We start from the raw sequence: 14,575 nt of genomic DNA, 5'->3' as shown, positions 1-14,575 counted from the left end.
CACGACCGACGCTCTCGGCCTCTCGGGCCGCCGATGACGGCCGCCGGAGCTCGGGCGTTCCCGCCGACCGCGCGACGTCCCGGTTTGTGGAAACCCACCGGACCCGATTAGGCTCCCCTTAATTAGGACAGGCTAACCTATCGCAGGCGAGCTCTCCGTCCCCGCTTCGCTCGTCCAGAGCCGCCACGAACTCGTCCAGAGCCGCCACGAAAGAGCCTCCCATGCCCCCCGCACCCCGTACAGGCCGGCTCCGGGTCTGCCTGGGTCCGCCGGTCGTCGCGTACGCGCCGGGCCTCGCCCCGGGCACCGCCAAGGCGCGAGCATGACCGGGACGCGCACGACCGATCCGGCCATGACCGGGGCGGGCGTTCTGCGCAGGGCCATGCGGCGCAACGCCGCGCGCCTGGGCGCGGGAACCCTGCTGATCAGCCTGCACCAGGTGTGCGAGGCGAGCGTGCCGATCCTCATCGGCGTGATCGTCGACCGCGCGACCGGTCCGGGCGACACCGGGGCGCTGCTGTGGTGGCTGGCCGCGCTGGCCGCGCTGTTCACCGCCCTGAGCCTGGCCTACCGCCACGGCGCGCGGACCCTCATGCGCGCCATCGCCCACGAGGCCCACCTGCTGCGCCTGGAACTCGCCGCGAAGATCATCGATCCGCGCGGCCTGGACACCGGCCTGCGTACGGGCGAGCTGCTGACGATCTCCTCCAACGACGCCGACAACACCTCCGCACTCCTGGACCACCTGCCGCGCGCGATCGGGGCACTGGTCGCGGCGGGGGTGTGCGCCACGACGCTGCTGGTCATCGACATCCCCCTCGGCGTGGCCGTCCTGGTGGCCACGCCCCTGACGCTGCTGGCGCTGCACGTCGGCACGCCCTACATCACCCGCCACGTCGCCGCCCAGCAGGAACTGGCCGGTCAGGCCGCGTCCCTCGCGACCGACCTGGTCAGCGGTGTCCGGCCGCTGCGGGGCATCGGCGCCGAGGCGGCGGCCTCCCGGCGGTACGTACGGGTCAGCCGGCTCTCGCTGGCGGCCGCGCTGCGGGCCGCCCGTACCCAGGGAATCTACGCGGCCGTCTCCGGCGCGGGCGGTTCGCTGCTGGCGTGCGGGGTCGCGGTGCTCGCGGGATGGTTCGCGTTGCGCGGCCAGATCTCCGCCGGGGAGTTCCTGACGGTGATCGGGCTGGCGCAGTTCCTGATGGAACCCGTGGGCACGCTGACGCTGGTCCCCGGCTGGGTGGCCGAGGCGCGCGCCTCGGCCGACCGGGTGGCGCGCGTGGCCGGCGCGCCCGCGCTGCTGCCCGACGGCCCACCGCCCGGCGGCACCGGCGCGACGGGCTCACCGGACGAGGGGCCACCCGGTCTGGAGGTCTCCGGGCTGAGCCACGACACGCTCGCCGGAGTGGACCTGGTGGCCGGGCCGGGCGAGTTCGTCGGCGTCATGGCCCACCGCCCCGCCGACGCCGACGCGCTGGTACGGGTGCTGTCGGGGCGGGTGAGTCCCGCCGAGTACGGCGGAAGCGTACGGACCGGCGGCCGGATCCTCGTCGAACCCCACCACACCGACCTGTTCGAAGGCACCCTCGCCACCAACCTCACCGTGGGCGGCCGGCCGGAAAACCCCGAGGAGCTCGCGGCGGTCCTGAGCGCCTCGGCGGCCGACGACGTGGTCGCCGCCCACCCCGACGGCCTGGAACACCAGGTGGTGGAGCGGGGGGCGAGCCTGTCGGGCGGCCAGCGCCAGCGGGTGGCCCTGGCCAGGGCGCTGCTGGCCCGCCCGCCGATCCTGGTGCTGCACGACCCGACCACCGCCGTGGACGCGGTCACCGAACAGGGCATCGCCCGGGGCCTGCGCTCCCTGCGCCACCCCGAGGGCGACGACACCTTCACCACCGTGGTCGTGACCGTAAGCCCCGCCCTGCTCGCCGCCACCGACCGGGTGTTCGTACTCGACGGCGGCAAGGTGGTCGCCGAGGGGGCACACGCCGATCTGGGCGCCACCGACGACGACTACCGGCGGGCGGTACAGCGATGAGCACACCGCGGGAAGGGGACCTGCTTCCGGTCGCGGACGGCGCCGAGACCTGGCGCTGGCTGCGCGCCCACCTGCGCGAACGCCGCGGCACGGTGGCCGTGACGCTGCTGGTGGGCGTGCTCGGCGCGACGGCGTCGGTCATCCCCGCGTACGTGATGGGCATCCTCGTCGACCGCGTGCGCGAGCAAGCGGGCACCTCGGTGATCGTCGCGGTCGCCGTGGCCATCGCGCTGTCGGCCCTCGTCGGCGGCGCGGCCACCGGGCTGACGTCCTACCTGGTGGCCAAGCTGGGCGGCCAGATCCTGGCCGCCCTTCGCGAGCGTACGGTCGCCAGGGCCCTCACGCTCCCGCTCACCCGGCTGGAACGCGCGGGCAAGGGCGACCTGCTGTCGCGCGTCAGCGCGGACGCCGCCGAGGTCACCAGGGCCGTCTCCGACGTCGTCCCCGCCGTGATCGCCTCGGTCCTGCTCGGCACGCTGAGCCTGGCCGCGATGGTCGGCCTCGACTGGCGGCTCGGCCTGGCCGGCGCCGTCTCGGTGCCGCTGTACGCGCTGGCGCTGCGCTGGTACCTCCCCCGCGCCGCCCCCCACTACGCGAGAGAGCGCGTCGCGGTCGCGCGCTCGTCGCAGCGGCTGGTGGAGAGCATGCAGGGGGTGCGCACGGTCCACGCCTACCGCCTGGAGGCAAGCCACCTGCGCGCCATCGAGACCGCCTCGCACGAGTCGAAAGAGGTGTCGGTGGGGGTGCTGGACCTGTTCACCCGGTTCGTGGGCCGGGTCAACAGGGCCGAGTTCTGCGGCCTGACCACCATCCTGGTCGCCGGTTTCCTGCTGGTGCGCGCGGACGCCGTCACCGTCGGCGAGGCCGCCGCCGCGGCCGTGTTGTTCCACCGGCTGTTCAACCCGATCGGCCTGTTGCTGTTCGTCTTCGACGAGGTGCAGGCGGCCGGGGCGAGCCTGGCCAGGCTGGTCGGCGTCGCCCACCTGGAGCCCGAACCGGAACCCGAACCCGAACCGGAGGCCGGGCCGGAGTCCGAGGGGGGACCGGCGCCGGCCGACGCCTCGCTCGACCTGACCGACGTGCGCTTCAGCTACGACGGCTCCACCGAGGTCCTGCACGGCGTCACCCTGCGCGTCCCCGCCGGGACCCGGGTGGCCCTGGTCGGCTCGACGGGCGCGGGCAAGTCGACCCTGGCCGCCGTCGCGGCCGGGTCGCTGAACCCGACCGGCGGCGGCGTGCTGATCGGCGGGGTCGCCCCCTCGTCGCTGAGCACGGCGAGGCTGCGCGGACACGTCGCGATCATCACGCAGGAGACCCACGTCTTCGCCGGGCCTCTCGTCGAGGACCTGCGCCTGGCCCGCCCCGGCGCGACGGCCGAGCAGGTCGCCTCGGCACTGGAGACGGTCGGGGCACTGTCGTGGGCGCTGGCGTTGCCCGAGGGCCTCGACACGGTGGTCGGCGAGGGCGGCCACGAGGTGTCACCCGCCCAGGCCCAGCAGCTCGCCCTGGCCCGCCTGGTACTGGCCGACCCGGCCGTCGCCGTACTGGACGAGGCCACCGCGGAGGCGGGCAGCATGGGCGCGCGCGTGCTGGAGGACTCGGCCGCCGCGGCCACCCTCGGCAGGACCACCCTGGTCGTGGCGCACCGGCTGACCCAGGCCGTCTCCGCCGATCGTGTCGTCGTCCTGGAGCACGGGCGGATCGTCGAGGAGGGGCCCCACGACCGGCTGATCGCCGCCGGGGGCCGGTACGCCCGCCTCTGGGAGGCGTGGGAGTCGCGCTAGAGGACCGAACCCGGGGTTCCACCCGGCAGGGGGAAATCCCGGCCGGATCTCGCTGACCTGCGGGATCCGGGTGTGCGGGCATGAGGTTCACGCCCCCGGCCGCGACGGCCGGAAACATGATCGCTGTTTCGGTCTTCTCGGCGGGCTACCCGGCTGACAGGATGTCGTGTGTGACCCCTACGGCGTCGGCGCTGCGCGTGCCACGAGCCGTCGTCTTCGCGACGATGTGCCTCGTGGTCTCCGCGGGCGGCCACGCCCTGGCCGGGGGCGGCCTGATCCCGCCGCACCTGGCCGTCCTGGGCGCGCTGATCGCTTTTTGCGTGGCGTACGCGCTGAACGGGCGCGAACGCGGGGTGGAGGTCGTGCTGGGCGCGACCACCGGCGCGCAGATCCTGCTGCACGAGCTGTTCGGCCGCGCCGCGCCCGCCTCGCACGCGATGTCGTCCGTTGAGCACGGCCATTCCGGGCTGGGCATGACGGTGGTCCATCTGGTGGTGGCGCTGGGCACCGGGTGGTGGCTGCACCGGGGTGAGAGCGCGGTGTGGCTGATGATCCGCCTGTACGGCGGGCCGAGGCCGCTGATCCGGTTGCTGTTCGCCGTCCCCGCCGAGGTGGCCTCGCCGGTGTGGCGGGCCGTCCCTGCCGCCGAGGTGCGGCCGTACGGCGGCTGGGAGATCCTGCCGGTGTTGCGGCGGCGTGGCCCGCCCGCGCCGCGACACGCCGGCTGAGGGACCCGAAGGAAGGGTCCGGCGGCGGCGTGCCCCCGTGACCACGACGCCCTCCTGCTGAGCCTGCTGAGCGGAGGCGTCCCTTCCGTTCTCGCCGGTCCGCGCCGAGGGCACGGCGAAAGGTCCCCTTCTGGAGCCCACGATGGCGCCCCCGCCACGACCTGTCCGCACGACCGCCGGTACCACGCCGTACCGCGTCCTGTCCGCCCCGCCCGTCCTGTCCGCCGTGCTCGTGGTGACCGGCGGCCCTGTCCGCGCGGCCGACGACCGGAGGGCCCCCATCGCGCTCGCCGCGTCCACGCTGATCGGCGCGGACACCCGGCCGCCGACCTCCCGCCAGGGGCTCCCCGGCGGCACGGAATGATCCGCCGCCCATGCCAGCACCCCTGACGCTCCGCCTGGCCCGCGCCGCGGCCTTCGCCGTGGTGTGCCTGGGACTCGGCGTGCTCGCCCACCTCCTGGGCGGGGGCGTCGTCTCCGCGCCGGCGGCGGCGTCCGCCCTGGCACTGGCGTTCCTGATGGCGCTGCCCGCGACCGGCGGCGAACGCGGCCTGGCGACGATCTGGCCGTTGCTGGCGGCCACACAGGTGGCGCTGCACCTGCTCTTCTCCACCGTTCACCTCATCGCGCCGCTGGCCGAGGCCGGCGGGCACCCGCACCCGGGTTCCGGGCTCGTCCCCGGCCTGGGCATGGTGGTGGCGCACGGCTGGGCCGGAGCGCTGGCCGCGCTGTGGCTGGCGCGCGGCGAGGCCGCGCTGTGGGCGGTGCTGCGCCGCCTCGCCGTCCGGCTGCGCCGCCTGCTGAGGATCCGGTGCCAACCATCCCAACCCGCCCGCCCCTGGCTCACGAGCTCCCCCGCCCCTCCGCTGTTGCGATCCGCGCTGTTGCGGTACGCGCTCAACGGGCGGGCCCCGCCGCCGACCTGCGGCTGAGCCGCTCTCCCTCCACGGGCTGACCTTCGAAGGCGGTCCCGTCTCCTCACCATGCCCTCCCGGGCGGACCCGGTCCGCCCGGCCGCCGCCGTGCCCCCACCCCCCGACCGGAGTACGCCCATGCCCCTCCCCCCTCCCCTCCCTCTTCCCGGCTCTCCGGCGAGCGCCGCCGGCCTGCGCCTGTCCGCCGTGAGCTGCCGGCACGGCGGGCTCCTCGCGGTGGACGCCGTCGACCTGACACTCGCCCCCGGCGAGCATCTGGCCATCACCGGCACCAACGGCTCGGGCAAGAGCACGCTGCTGCGCGCGCTGCTCGGGCTGCACCGCGAGGTCTCCGGTGTGATCGAGGTCGCCGGACGGCGGGCGCGCACACCGGCCGACTGGGCCCGCCGCCGCGCCGAGGTCGCCTGGATCCCGCAGCGGCAAGCGGCCGGACGCTTCCCGCTGCTGGTCCGCGAACTGCTGGCCAGCGGCGGCCACGCCGGGCGGGCGTTCGCCTCGGCCGAGGACCTGGGGGTGGGCGCCCTGCTGGAGCGCCCGCTGGCCACCTTGTCGGGGGGGCAGTTGCAGCGCGCCTACCTGGCGCGGGCGCTGGGGCAGGTCGCGGCCGGGGCGGGGCTGGTGCTGGCCGACGAGCCGACCGCGGCCCTGGACTTCGCCGGTCAGGAACAGGTCGCCGGCGTGCTGGCCGCACTGCCGGTCAGCGTGGTGGTGGTCACCCACGACCGGGTGGTCGCCCAGGCGTGCGAGCGGGTGGCCGAGATGGCCGCCGGGCGGCTGCGGGAGGTCCGGTGACCTCGATCTGGACGCTGCTGGAGATCCCCTCGGTCCGGCTGGCCCTGCTGGCGCTGCTGCTCGGCTCGGTGGCGCTGCCGATCGTCGGGGTGTTCATCGTGGGACTGGACATCATGCCGGTCCGTTTCGCGATGATGCACGTCGCGCTGCTGGGCATCGCGATCGGCCTGCTGACCGGCCTGGATCCGCTGCTGTGCGCACTGGTGCTGTGCGCGCTGACCGGCGGCGCGCTCACCCCGCTGGCCCGCAGCGGCGCGGGGTTGTCAGGGGCGATGGGCCTGCTGATGACACTGGCCATCGCGGCGGCGCTGCTGGTGCTGTCGATCTCCGGGGTGAACGCCAACGGGGCGTTCGAGCTGCTGTGGGGGTCGATCCTGGCGACCCGCCCGGGGGACGTGGCCGCGCTCGCCGTCTTGGCCGCGCTCGTCCCGGTGCTGTACGCCCTACGCAGAAAGGACCTGGCCCTGCTGCTGCACGACCGTGAGCTGGCCCTCTGCTCGGGGGTGGCCGTGCAGCGGCTCACGTTCGTCCTGCTGGTGGTGATCGCGGTGGCGATCGCCTCGGCCATCCGGCTGACCGGGGCGCTGCTGGTCGACGCGCTCACCCTGCTGCCCGCCCTGGCCGCGCGGCGGGTCGGCCGGTCGCTGTCGGCGATGGTCGGCTGGTCGGTCGCCTTCGGGCTCGCCTTCACCCTGGGCGGCTTCCTGCTCGCCCTGCTTCTCGACCTGCCGCCCGGCCCGGTGCTGGTGCTGGTCGGCGGGCTGTGCACCGTCCTTCTCTACTCGATCCCGGAAAGGATCCTCACGAAATGATCATTTTGCGCCGATTCCGTCTCGCCGCCCTGGCCGCCGTCGCCGCGCTGGCCGTGGCCGCCTGTGGGAGCGCCCGGCCTCAGCAGGCCGCCCCCGCTTCCGCCGGGGGCGGCCTGAAGGTGGTCGCCGCCTCCACCTGGGAGGCGGGGTTCGCCAAGGCCGCGGGCGCGACCGACATCGCGGTGATCGTCCCGCCCGGCGTGCACCACGCCGCCGACTACGACCCCAAGCCCTCGGACCTGGCCACGGTGGCCCAGGCCGACGTGGTGCTGTACGCCGCCTTCGAAGGCTTCGCCGGAAAGCTCAAGGAGGCCGCCGGGTCCGGCGCCAAGCTGATCGAGGTCTCCCTGGACAACGCCCCCGACAAGGTCAAGGCCGAGGTGCGGCGCCTGGGCGGCGAGTTCGGCACCGCCCAGGCCGCCCAGGCGTGGACCTCGGCCTTCGACGCCGAGTACGCCGCGCTGAAGGAGAAGGTCACCGCCGCCACCGGGGGCACCGCGCCGGTGATCGTCTCGCAGGCGTTCGTGGCCTGGGCCGCCGATCTGGCCGGCACCCGGCCCGCCGGGGTGTTCGGCCCGCAGCCGCCCACCGCCGGGCAGATCTCCGAACTGGCCGCCAAGCGGCCCCGGCTGGTGCTCGACAACTCCGCCATGCCCGGCGGGGACGCGCTGTCCGGCGTGCGGGCCAAGCGCGTGGTCATCGACAACTTCCCCGGCCGGGAGCTGGATCTGATCGCCGTGTACCGGGCGGGCGCCGACGCGCTGACCGCGGCGCTCAGCAGCTGAAGGGAGCGATCACTCCGGTGAGGATCGCCAGGCCCACGGCCAGGAAGAAGTCACCCCACACCAGTTCGTGGCGGGTGGCCACATCGCGTTCGAGGTCGTGGCACCCGTCCAGGAGGCGGCCGTCGCGCAGGTGCGCGGTGACCAGTTCGCGCAGCACGGCGACGGCGCGCTGCCGCAGCCGGGCCGCCGCCCTCGGGCAGGTGGCGAGGGCTCGCGCGGCCAGCTTGAGGGCGGCCACGGCCTCGATCGCGGCCGCCGAGGTGTCGGGGGGACCGCCGGGACGTGCCGGGGGGACGGCGGGCGAGGCCGCCGCGAACCGGCCGGCCACCCGGGGATGGCCCAGCAGCTCACGCCGGGCCGCCTCGTCGCCGGCGTCGGCGACCGCGAGCGACAGCCACGCCACCGTACGGCTCCAGCCGGGCGCCGGATCGTGATGGGGCGCCCAGGTGCCGTCGGGTCGTGCCCGCCAGGCCGGGCGCGGTTCCGGCTCCCCGAGCGTCAGCCCGAGGTGCAGTGCGAGCTGGTCGCGGGCGGCGGCGATCCCGCCGGGCCCTCGCAGGCGCAGGAGCTGCGCCAGGCCGGGCAGGGCGTCGACCCGGGCCACCTCGCGGGGGCCGCCGAACGCGTCGCCCCAGGGCACCAGCCCGAGCCCGGGGTCGTAGGCCTCCAGGCAGGCTCGGGCCGCGCGGTCGCGAAGCGCCGTCGCGGCATCGTCCCCGCACATCACGCCGAACGCGGTGCCGTACCACAGGATCAGGCCCCGGGTCGCGGTGTCGGCCTCGGCCCAGGGGGCGAGCAGCGCGGTGCGGCCGGTCGCGGCGGCCCGGTCGGCGGGCGCACCGCTCACGATCGCCCGCAGCCACAGCAGGCCCGCCCAGAAACCGCCGGTCCATGACCCGCGGGCGGTGGTCGTCCAGCGGCCGGAGCCGGGATCGGCGTGCAGCGGCCACCGCCCGGCCACTTCGGCCTCGGTGGCCCCCGCCCGGGCGAGGAGCTCCGCCAGCGCCGTCTGAGCCCAGGTCATCGGCGCGCTCCGGCCCGGAACCGCAGTGGCGCCGCGACGGCGGCGGCGACCGCGAACTCGGCGGCCACCAGCCCCCAGCCGGGCCCGTACCCCGCGGTCTCGACGAGGACGGCGAACAGGGGTGGCCCGGCGGCGAATCCGGCGAAGAAGCCCGCCGAGACGAGCGCGGAGTCGCGACCGGCGCCGCGAGGGTCGGCGCGCCTGATCACGGCGACCATCGTGACCGCGTTGCCCGCGACGGCGAAGGCGCCGACGGCCGCCGCCCCCGCCCAGACCAGGAAGGGGGCCGACGAGGCCGCCGCGAGCAGCAGGGCGGCCCCGCACGCTCCGGCCGCGAGGGGGGCCAGCAGCGCTTCGGCCCGGCCCGGACGGCCGGCCCGCCGCGACCAGCCGACCCGGCCCGCCACGCCGGTGACGCCCAGCGTGGCGACCAGCCACGCCGCCACGACCGGCCCCAGTCCCAGCCGCTCGGCCCCGAAGAGCGCGAGGTAGGTGTTCACCGCGGCGATCCCGCACCCCAGCAGGAAGGAGAACAGCGCCAGCCGGCCGACGCGGGCGCGCGGCGCGTCCCGGGACGGCGGAGCCTGCGCGGGGCCGGGGTCGGGCGGCAGCGCGCGAAGGGCCCAGCAGGCGATGAGGACGGCGAGCGCGGCGGCCGTCCACACCGAGCCGCGCCATCCCGTCCAGGCGGCGAGCGCCGCCAGCGGCAGCCCCGCCGCGAAGGCGCCGAACTGCACCCCGGACTGCTTCCAGCCGGTGACCGCGCCGCGACCGGCCGGTTCGACCACCGCCACGATGATCTTGTTGGTGGCGGGGTTGGCCAGCGCCTGCGGCAGCCCGCCCAGGGCCACCGCCGCCAGCAGGACGAACGTGTTCGCGGCGGCGCCGATCAGGGCCAGCGCCACCGCGGCCAGCAGCAGCAGGGCGACCAGGCAGCGGCGGGCGCCCAGCCGGTCCACCCAGCGACCGGCGGTGAGCGAGAGCAGCGCGGCGACCCCGAACCCGGCGGTCGTGGTCAGGCCGATCGCCGTACGGGAGATGCCCGCCTCGGCGACCAGGCGCGGGCCGAGCGCGCCGATCAGGAAGAGCTGAAGCATCGACACGCCCATGGCCGCGGTGAGCAGGACGGTCACCCGCCGTTGCCCGGCCGTGCCGCGTCCTGGCCGTCCGCGGCTTTCTGGTCTTTTCAGCCGCATCGCGGCCTCCTTCCCCTCGCGGAGTCCTCGCGACGACCGCGCTCCAGACAGTCGCCCGCCGACCCGCCGGGGTTCCCGTGAGGACGGAGGCGATGGCGCGGCCCGTGCGAGAGGCCCGAGGCCCGCCTCCCCCGGCGTCCACGGCCGCCCCGCGCCGGGAGGTCAAGCGGCCCGGTGAGATCGGTCAGCTCCTGCCCCGGCGTCCACGCCCCGCGCCCCTGTCTCCTCCACCAGCCCGTCAGGGGCCACCCATCTCCAGACCGTGTATCCGTTCTGCACCGCGACCCAAGGAACGATCATCATGAGTTCTGTCACGCGCGATCACCGCGCATCCGACCATGACACCGGCGCCTGCTCCGACGAGCGGCTGACGGTGCTCGCACTGGCCGCGCGCGCAGGAGCGCCCGCGGACGTCGAGGCCTTCACCCGCGCGGTCTACCCCGACGTGCGCAGGTTCGTCGCCTACCTGGCCGGGACCCCGTCGGCCGAGGACCTGACCCAGGAGACGTTCGTCCGCGTCCTGCGCAGCCTGCCCCGCTTCGCCGGCCGCTCGTCGGCCAGGACCTGGCTGCTGTCCATCGCCCGGCGGGTCGTCGTCGACCGGTTCCGGTCGGCGTCCTGCCGCCCCAGGATCGCCGATCTCGCCGACTGGCAGAGCGCCGCCGAGCGATGTCAGCCCCGCGGGCTACCGGGACGCGAGGACGGGGTGGCCCTGGCGGACCTGCTGGCCAAGGTGCCGCACGAGCGACGGGAGGCCTTCGTGCTCACCCAGGTCGTCGGCCTGCCCTACGCCGAGGCCGCCTCGCTGATCGGCTGCCCCATCGGCACGGTGCGCTCCCGGGTGGCGCGAGCCCGCACCCAGCTCATCGAGTCGCTGGAGGCCGCCGACCGGGCCGCCTGAGCGAGGCTTTCTCCCGGGCCGAGAACACCTCCGGCCCGGGAGGGCTCAGGGTGTTTCCCGGCGCCCGCCGAGCAGCAGGGCGCGCAGCGCGTCCCGGTCGGGTTTGCCCGCCGGGGTGAGCGGCACCTGCCGCACCAGCAGCAGGCGTTCGGGGTGCTTGCCCCGCTCGACGCCCCGCCGCAGCAGATGGGCCGACAGGCCGGGCAGGTCGGGGGTGTGCCCGGGGCGCGGCACCACGCAGGCCGCCAGCCGCTCCCCCATCACCTGGTCGGGCACGCCCAGGCACACCACCTCGCGTACCCCGGGATGGTCGGCCAGCGCGCGCTCCACCTCGGCCGGGCTGATGTTGGCGCCGCCGCGGATGACGACGTGTTTGAGCCTGCCCATCAGGCGCAGCCGCCCGTCGGCGTCGATCACCCCCAGGTCGCCGGTGCGGACCCAGCCGTCCCCCGTGCGGTAGCGCCGGTTCAGCTCCGGGGCGCCGACATAGCACATCGGGGTCATCGGGCCACGGGCGATGATCTCACCGAACCGCTCCCCGTCCGGGGGCGCGGCGATGCGGATCTCCGCCACCCGGGGGTCGGGCAACCCCACCACCACACCGGGGCCGCCGTCGCCCGCGCTGGCCGGGCGAAACCCGCTGTGGCAGTTCACCCCGTCGGCGGAGCCGTACAGGTTGATCACCGGGCAGCCGAACGCCGTGCCCGCCTCGGCCGCGGTGGCCGCGTCCAGCTCGGCGCCGCCCAGCACCAGGGCCGTCATGGACGGCGCCGGCCCGGCGTCCGGCTGGTCGAGCATCATACGGATCATGGTCGGTACGGCGAGCACGTGGGTGGGGCGGTGCTCACGGATCGCCGCCAGCGCGGCCCGGGGAGAGAAGTGCTCCAGAAGCACCAGGGTGCCGCCGTGCCGGGCCAGGGTGACGGCGGTGCCGTTGCTGCCGAAGGCCGAGGCGAGCGGGACCAGGAACAGGCAGCGCGGCGTGCCCCCGCCGGGAAGGAGGGTGGCCATGAAGTTGCCCCGCCCGCCGGCGAGCGCGTTGTGGGAGTAGGCGACCATCTTGGGTTCCGACTCCGACCCCGAGGAGACCAGGATGCGGGCCGCGCCGTCCGGGTCGGGCCTGGCCGGGACGAAGGCGCCGCCGTCGGCCGACAGCACCTGGCCCCAGTCGACGCTGCCCGGCGGAGGCTCCTGCGGCCCGGCGGCGATCACCACCCGCAGGCCCGGCAGGTCTCCGGCGGCGGCCACCAGCTCGCGGGCGTGCGCGCTGCCCCGATACTCGACGGCGGCGACGACGGCCCGCGCGCCGGAACGGCCCAGCAGGGAGGCCGCCTCGGCCACCCCCCGCCCCGCGGGGAACGGCAGCGCCACCGCGCCGAGCGCCGCCAGGGCCAGGTCCGCCACGACCGCGTCGCGGCCGTTGGGCAGCTGGACGCCGACGACGTCGCCCTCGCACACGCCGAGCCCGCGCAGCCCGGCCGCGGCCGACCGGGCCAGGCGGTCCAGTTCGGCGTAGGTGACCTCGCCCGCCGCGTCGATCACCGCGACCCGGTCCGGGTCCGCCAGGCGGCGGGTGCGAAACAGGGCGTACAGGTCGAGGTCCGGGCAGGTGCCGTCGGCGGCCCACCGGCGTCTCAGGGTGGCGGGTACCAGGTCGTCCAGGCGCGGGGTCATGCGAACCTCCAGGGAGCGGGTACGGCCAGAGCCCCGTGCTCGTCACGGGTGAGGGCGGAGGCGAAACGCGGGTCGGCGCCCAGGGTGTCCAGGGCGGTCGTCACGGTGGTGGCCCGCAGCCCCCGGCTCCGGAGCATCGCGAGAACCTCGGCCGAGGTCATCGCGGTGCTCTGTGTGAGGTCGGCGAGCATGCCGGGGCAGGCCGCGCCCGCCTGCCCGGCGGGGCCGTCGGCGACGCTCACCCAGCCGTCCGCCGTCCGCAGGGGACGGCGAAACCCCTCCGGGGCGCGGCAGGCGCCGCCCTCGGCGGCCCGGCGCAGCGCGGGAGCGGTGAGCACCTCGGCCGCGCCGAGCAGCGAGGAGTCCACCCGCACGCCGTGGCCGCCGCGCTCACGCAGCAGGAGCCCGGCGAGCACCGCCTGGGCGCCGAGCAGGCCGCCGAGGACGTCCAGCAGGGTCATCAGCGACGGCGCGGGCGCCTCACCGGCGGGCCGTACGGCCTCGCCCACGCCGGTGCGGGCCTGGACCATGAAGTCGGTTCCCAGCGGCACGTCGGCCAGCCGCCCGGCCCAGCCGCTGGTGTAGGCGTAGACCAGGGCGGGGTTGACCGCCGACAGGTCGCCGTCGTCCAGGCCGAGGCGCTCGGCCGTGCCCGGCGCCCAGTTGTGCACGAAGACGTCCGCGCCCGCGACCAGGTCGCGCAGCGCGGCCCGGCCCGCGGCCGACTTGATGTCGATCTCCACCGCGCGTTTGCCCCGGTTGAGCGCGAGCCACCGGGCCGACAGGTCACCGCACATGGGCGGCATGCCGCGCAGCGGATCCCCGCCGGGTGGCTCGACGCGCACCACGTCGGCGCCGAGCAGTCCCAGCAAGTGGGCGGTGAGCGGCGCCTGGATCCGCCGCCCGGCCTCCAGGACCGTGAACCCGGCCAGCGGGCGGGCGGTCTCGGCCGCCGCGCCCGGCGAGGGCGGCCCGGCGACCGGGAGCAGCGGCGACAGCCGCCAGGGCGCCGCCGGGCGGGGTTCGGCCAGGCGATCGGTGAGGGAGCGCAGCGCGCACACCGAGGCGCCCGACTCCGCCGCGGCCCGCAGCACGAGCGCCCAGTCCGCCGCGCGGGCCCGCGCGGGCAGTTCCCCGGGCAGCGGGCAGCAGGCCGTGGCGTAGCGGAACTGAAAGGACCTCCACGCCGATCCGGCGAGGCGCTCGGCCACCCCCAGGAAACGCCAGAAGGCCACCCAGGCGGCCGGGTCGAGGGTCTCGACCTCAAAACACACGCCGTCGGCCGTGGTGAAGGGCGGCCCGCCCGGTGCCAGCGGCGCCGCCTCCTCGTCGGCGGCCGTGGCGGCGGCCAGATACTGGCCGACGGCGAGCAGCCCGGCCAGGTCCACCCCGGTGCGCACGGTCTCGACCGCGCAGCCGCGGGCGCGGCCGATCAGGGCGGCCAGGAGTCCCTGGACGGCCAGCACCGAGCACGCGGTCGTCAGGTAGTCGGCGGCCAGGCCGCGCGGCTCGCCGTCGCGGCGGCCGTGCACGTGGGCGACCCCGGTCGCGGCCTGCGCGGTGGCCTCATCACTCACCTCCTCGGCCGGGGCGAGGCGGGCCCAGACGATCTCGGCGGTGAGCAGGCGCGCGTCCGTACCGGCGAGTGACACGATCCCGGGGCCGTCGGAGGCGGTCGATCCGAGGTCGTCGGCGCCCAGCAGGGCCAGGTGCCGGGCGGCGACGGCGGTGAGGGCGGGTGGCCCTGCCGCCCGCAGGCCGAGGCCGTCGAGCGGGTGCTCCGCCGTGACGGTGACGGGGTGTGCCATGGCTCTCCTCTCCCGCGGGCGGTGACCGCGAGTCGTGCCTGCCGCGAACGGGAACTCCGCCGCGCGTCCACGCGACCTGTTCCACAGCAGGAAGTCGG

At 76.1% G+C, this 14,575-nt stretch carries 13 protein-coding genes; 9 read left to right on the top strand and 4 right to left on the bottom strand.

Going from position 1 to position 14,575, the window contains the following annotated elements; all coding sequences use genetic code 11:
- Positions 1 to 322: 322 nt before the first annotated feature.
- From ABD817_RS21285 to ABD817_RS21250, 8 genes are all read left to right on the top strand, one after another.
- Positions 323 to 2,038, top strand: coding sequence for an ABC transporter transmembrane domain-containing protein (locus tag ABD817_RS21285; protein WP_344919796.1), 1,716 nt, complete (start codon positions 323 to 325; stop codon positions 2,036 to 2,038).
- On the top strand, positions 2,035 to 3,822 hold the full coding sequence (locus ABD817_RS21280; RefSeq protein ID WP_344919795.1) for an ABC transporter ATP-binding protein: 1,788 nt from the start codon (positions 2,035 to 2,037) through the stop codon (positions 3,820 to 3,822). The genes ABD817_RS21285 and ABD817_RS21280 overlap by 4 nt, the downstream gene beginning before the upstream one ends.
- A 170-nt stretch (positions 3,823 to 3,992) precedes the next feature.
- A complete protein-coding gene (locus tag ABD817_RS21275) occupies positions 3,993 to 4,550 on the top strand; it encodes a hypothetical protein (protein WP_344919794.1) in 558 nt (185 codons plus the stop codon).
- Positions 4,551 to 4,692: 142 nt separating this feature from the next.
- Positions 4,693 to 4,914, top strand: coding sequence for a hypothetical protein (locus ABD817_RS21270; RefSeq protein WP_344919793.1), 222 nt, complete (start codon positions 4,693 to 4,695; stop codon positions 4,912 to 4,914).
- A 10-nt stretch (positions 4,915 to 4,924) separates the two neighbouring features.
- The gene (locus ABD817_RS21265; protein ID WP_344919792.1) at positions 4,925 to 5,482 is read left to right on the top strand and encodes an MFS transporter; all 558 of its coding nucleotides are present in this window, start codon (positions 4,925 to 4,927) and stop codon (positions 5,480 to 5,482) included.
- A 120-nt stretch (positions 5,483 to 5,602) separates the two neighbouring features.
- Entirely contained in the window at positions 5,603 to 6,277 is a 675-nt protein-coding gene (locus ABD817_RS21260) for a metal ABC transporter ATP-binding protein (RefSeq protein WP_344919791.1), read from the top strand.
- Positions 6,274 to 7,089, top strand: coding sequence for a metal ABC transporter permease (locus tag ABD817_RS21255; protein WP_344919790.1), 816 nt, complete (start codon positions 6,274 to 6,276; stop codon positions 7,087 to 7,089). Before ABD817_RS21260 ends, ABD817_RS21255 begins: the two co-directional genes overlap by 4 nt.
- Complete coding sequence (locus ABD817_RS21250) at positions 7,086 to 7,874, top strand: metal ABC transporter solute-binding protein, Zn/Mn family (RefSeq protein WP_344919789.1); 789 nt, start codon at positions 7,086 to 7,088, stop codon at positions 7,872 to 7,874. The genes ABD817_RS21255 and ABD817_RS21250 overlap by 4 nt, the downstream gene beginning before the upstream one ends.
- Here the strand turns inward: ABD817_RS21250 and ABD817_RS21245 are convergent.
- The gene (locus tag ABD817_RS21245; protein ID WP_344919788.1) at positions 7,864 to 8,898 is read right to left on the bottom strand and encodes a hypothetical protein; all 1,035 of its coding nucleotides are present in this window, start codon (positions 8,896 to 8,898) and stop codon (positions 7,864 to 7,866) included. The two genes, ABD817_RS21250 and ABD817_RS21245, sit on opposite strands and share 11 nt — an antisense overlap.
- The gene (locus ABD817_RS21240) at positions 8,895 to 10,094 is read right to left on the bottom strand and encodes an MFS transporter (RefSeq protein WP_344919787.1); all 1,200 of its coding nucleotides are present in this window, start codon (positions 10,092 to 10,094) and stop codon (positions 8,895 to 8,897) included. Before ABD817_RS21240 ends, ABD817_RS21245 begins: the two co-directional genes overlap by 4 nt.
- 301 nt (positions 10,095 to 10,395) lie before the next feature.
- Here ABD817_RS21240 and ABD817_RS21235 point away from each other — a divergent pair, with 301 nt between their 5' ends.
- Positions 10,396 to 10,995 carry a sigma-70 family RNA polymerase sigma factor gene (locus ABD817_RS21235; RefSeq protein ID WP_344919786.1) on the top strand — a complete coding sequence of 200 codons (600 nt, stop codon included), beginning with the start codon at positions 10,396 to 10,398 and terminating at the stop codon, positions 10,993 to 10,995.
- A 45-nt stretch (positions 10,996 to 11,040) separates the two neighbouring features.
- On the opposite strand, the gene ABD817_RS21230 is transcribed toward ABD817_RS21235, so the two are convergent.
- Positions 11,041 to 12,669 (bottom strand): class I adenylate-forming enzyme family protein, encoded by a 1,629-nt coding sequence (locus ABD817_RS21230; protein WP_344919785.1) that lies wholly within the window; start codon positions 12,667 to 12,669, stop codon positions 11,041 to 11,043.
- On the bottom strand, positions 12,666 to 14,477 hold the full coding sequence (locus ABD817_RS21225) for a CoA transferase (protein ID WP_344919784.1): 1,812 nt from the start codon (positions 14,475 to 14,477) through the stop codon (positions 12,666 to 12,668). The genes ABD817_RS21230 and ABD817_RS21225 overlap by 4 nt, the downstream gene beginning before the upstream one ends.
- Between the last annotated feature and the right edge of the window lie 98 nt (positions 14,478 to 14,575).

The sequence above is a fragment of the Streptosporangium oxazolinicum genome, assembly GCF_039537505.1.
In the GTDB taxonomy this organism is placed as follows: Bacteria; Actinomycetota; Actinomycetes; order Streptosporangiales; family Streptosporangiaceae; genus Streptosporangium; species Streptosporangium oxazolinicum.
The sequence above is the reverse complement of the archived record's forward strand: the minus strand, read 5'-3'. Positions and strand labels throughout refer to the sequence as shown.

Coding starts and splice junctions, on each gene's coding strand:
- ABD817_RS21265 (WP_344919792.1), top strand. CDS start 4,925: ATGCCAGCACCCCTGACGCTCCGCCTGGCCCGCGCCGCGGCCTTCGCC.
- ABD817_RS21235 (WP_344919786.1), top strand. CDS start 10,396: ATGAGTTCTGTCACGCGCGATCACCGCGCATCCGACCATGACACCGGC.
- ABD817_RS21285 (WP_344919796.1), top strand. CDS start 323: ATGACCGGGACGCGCACGACCGATCCGGCCATGACCGGGGCGGGCGTT.
- ABD817_RS21225 (WP_344919784.1), bottom strand. CDS start 14,477: ATGGCACACCCCGTCACCGTCACGGCGGAGCACCCGCTCGACGGCCTC.
- ABD817_RS21270 (WP_344919793.1), top strand. CDS start 4,693: ATGGCGCCCCCGCCACGACCTGTCCGCACGACCGCCGGTACCACGCCG.
- ABD817_RS21280 (WP_344919795.1), top strand. CDS start 2,035: ATGAGCACACCGCGGGAAGGGGACCTGCTTCCGGTCGCGGACGGCGCC.
- ABD817_RS21240 (WP_344919787.1), bottom strand. CDS start 10,094: ATGCGGCTGAAAAGACCAGAAAGCCGCGGACGGCCAGGACGCGGCACG.
- ABD817_RS21260 (WP_344919791.1), top strand. CDS start 5,603: ATGCCCCTCCCCCCTCCCCTCCCTCTTCCCGGCTCTCCGGCGAGCGCC.
- ABD817_RS21245 (WP_344919788.1), bottom strand. CDS start 8,898: ATGACCTGGGCTCAGACGGCGCTGGCGGAGCTCCTCGCCCGGGCGGGG.
- ABD817_RS21230 (WP_344919785.1), bottom strand. CDS start 12,669: ATGACCCCGCGCCTGGACGACCTGGTACCCGCCACCCTGAGACGCCGG.
- ABD817_RS21250 (WP_344919789.1), top strand. CDS start 7,086: ATGATCATTTTGCGCCGATTCCGTCTCGCCGCCCTGGCCGCCGTCGCC.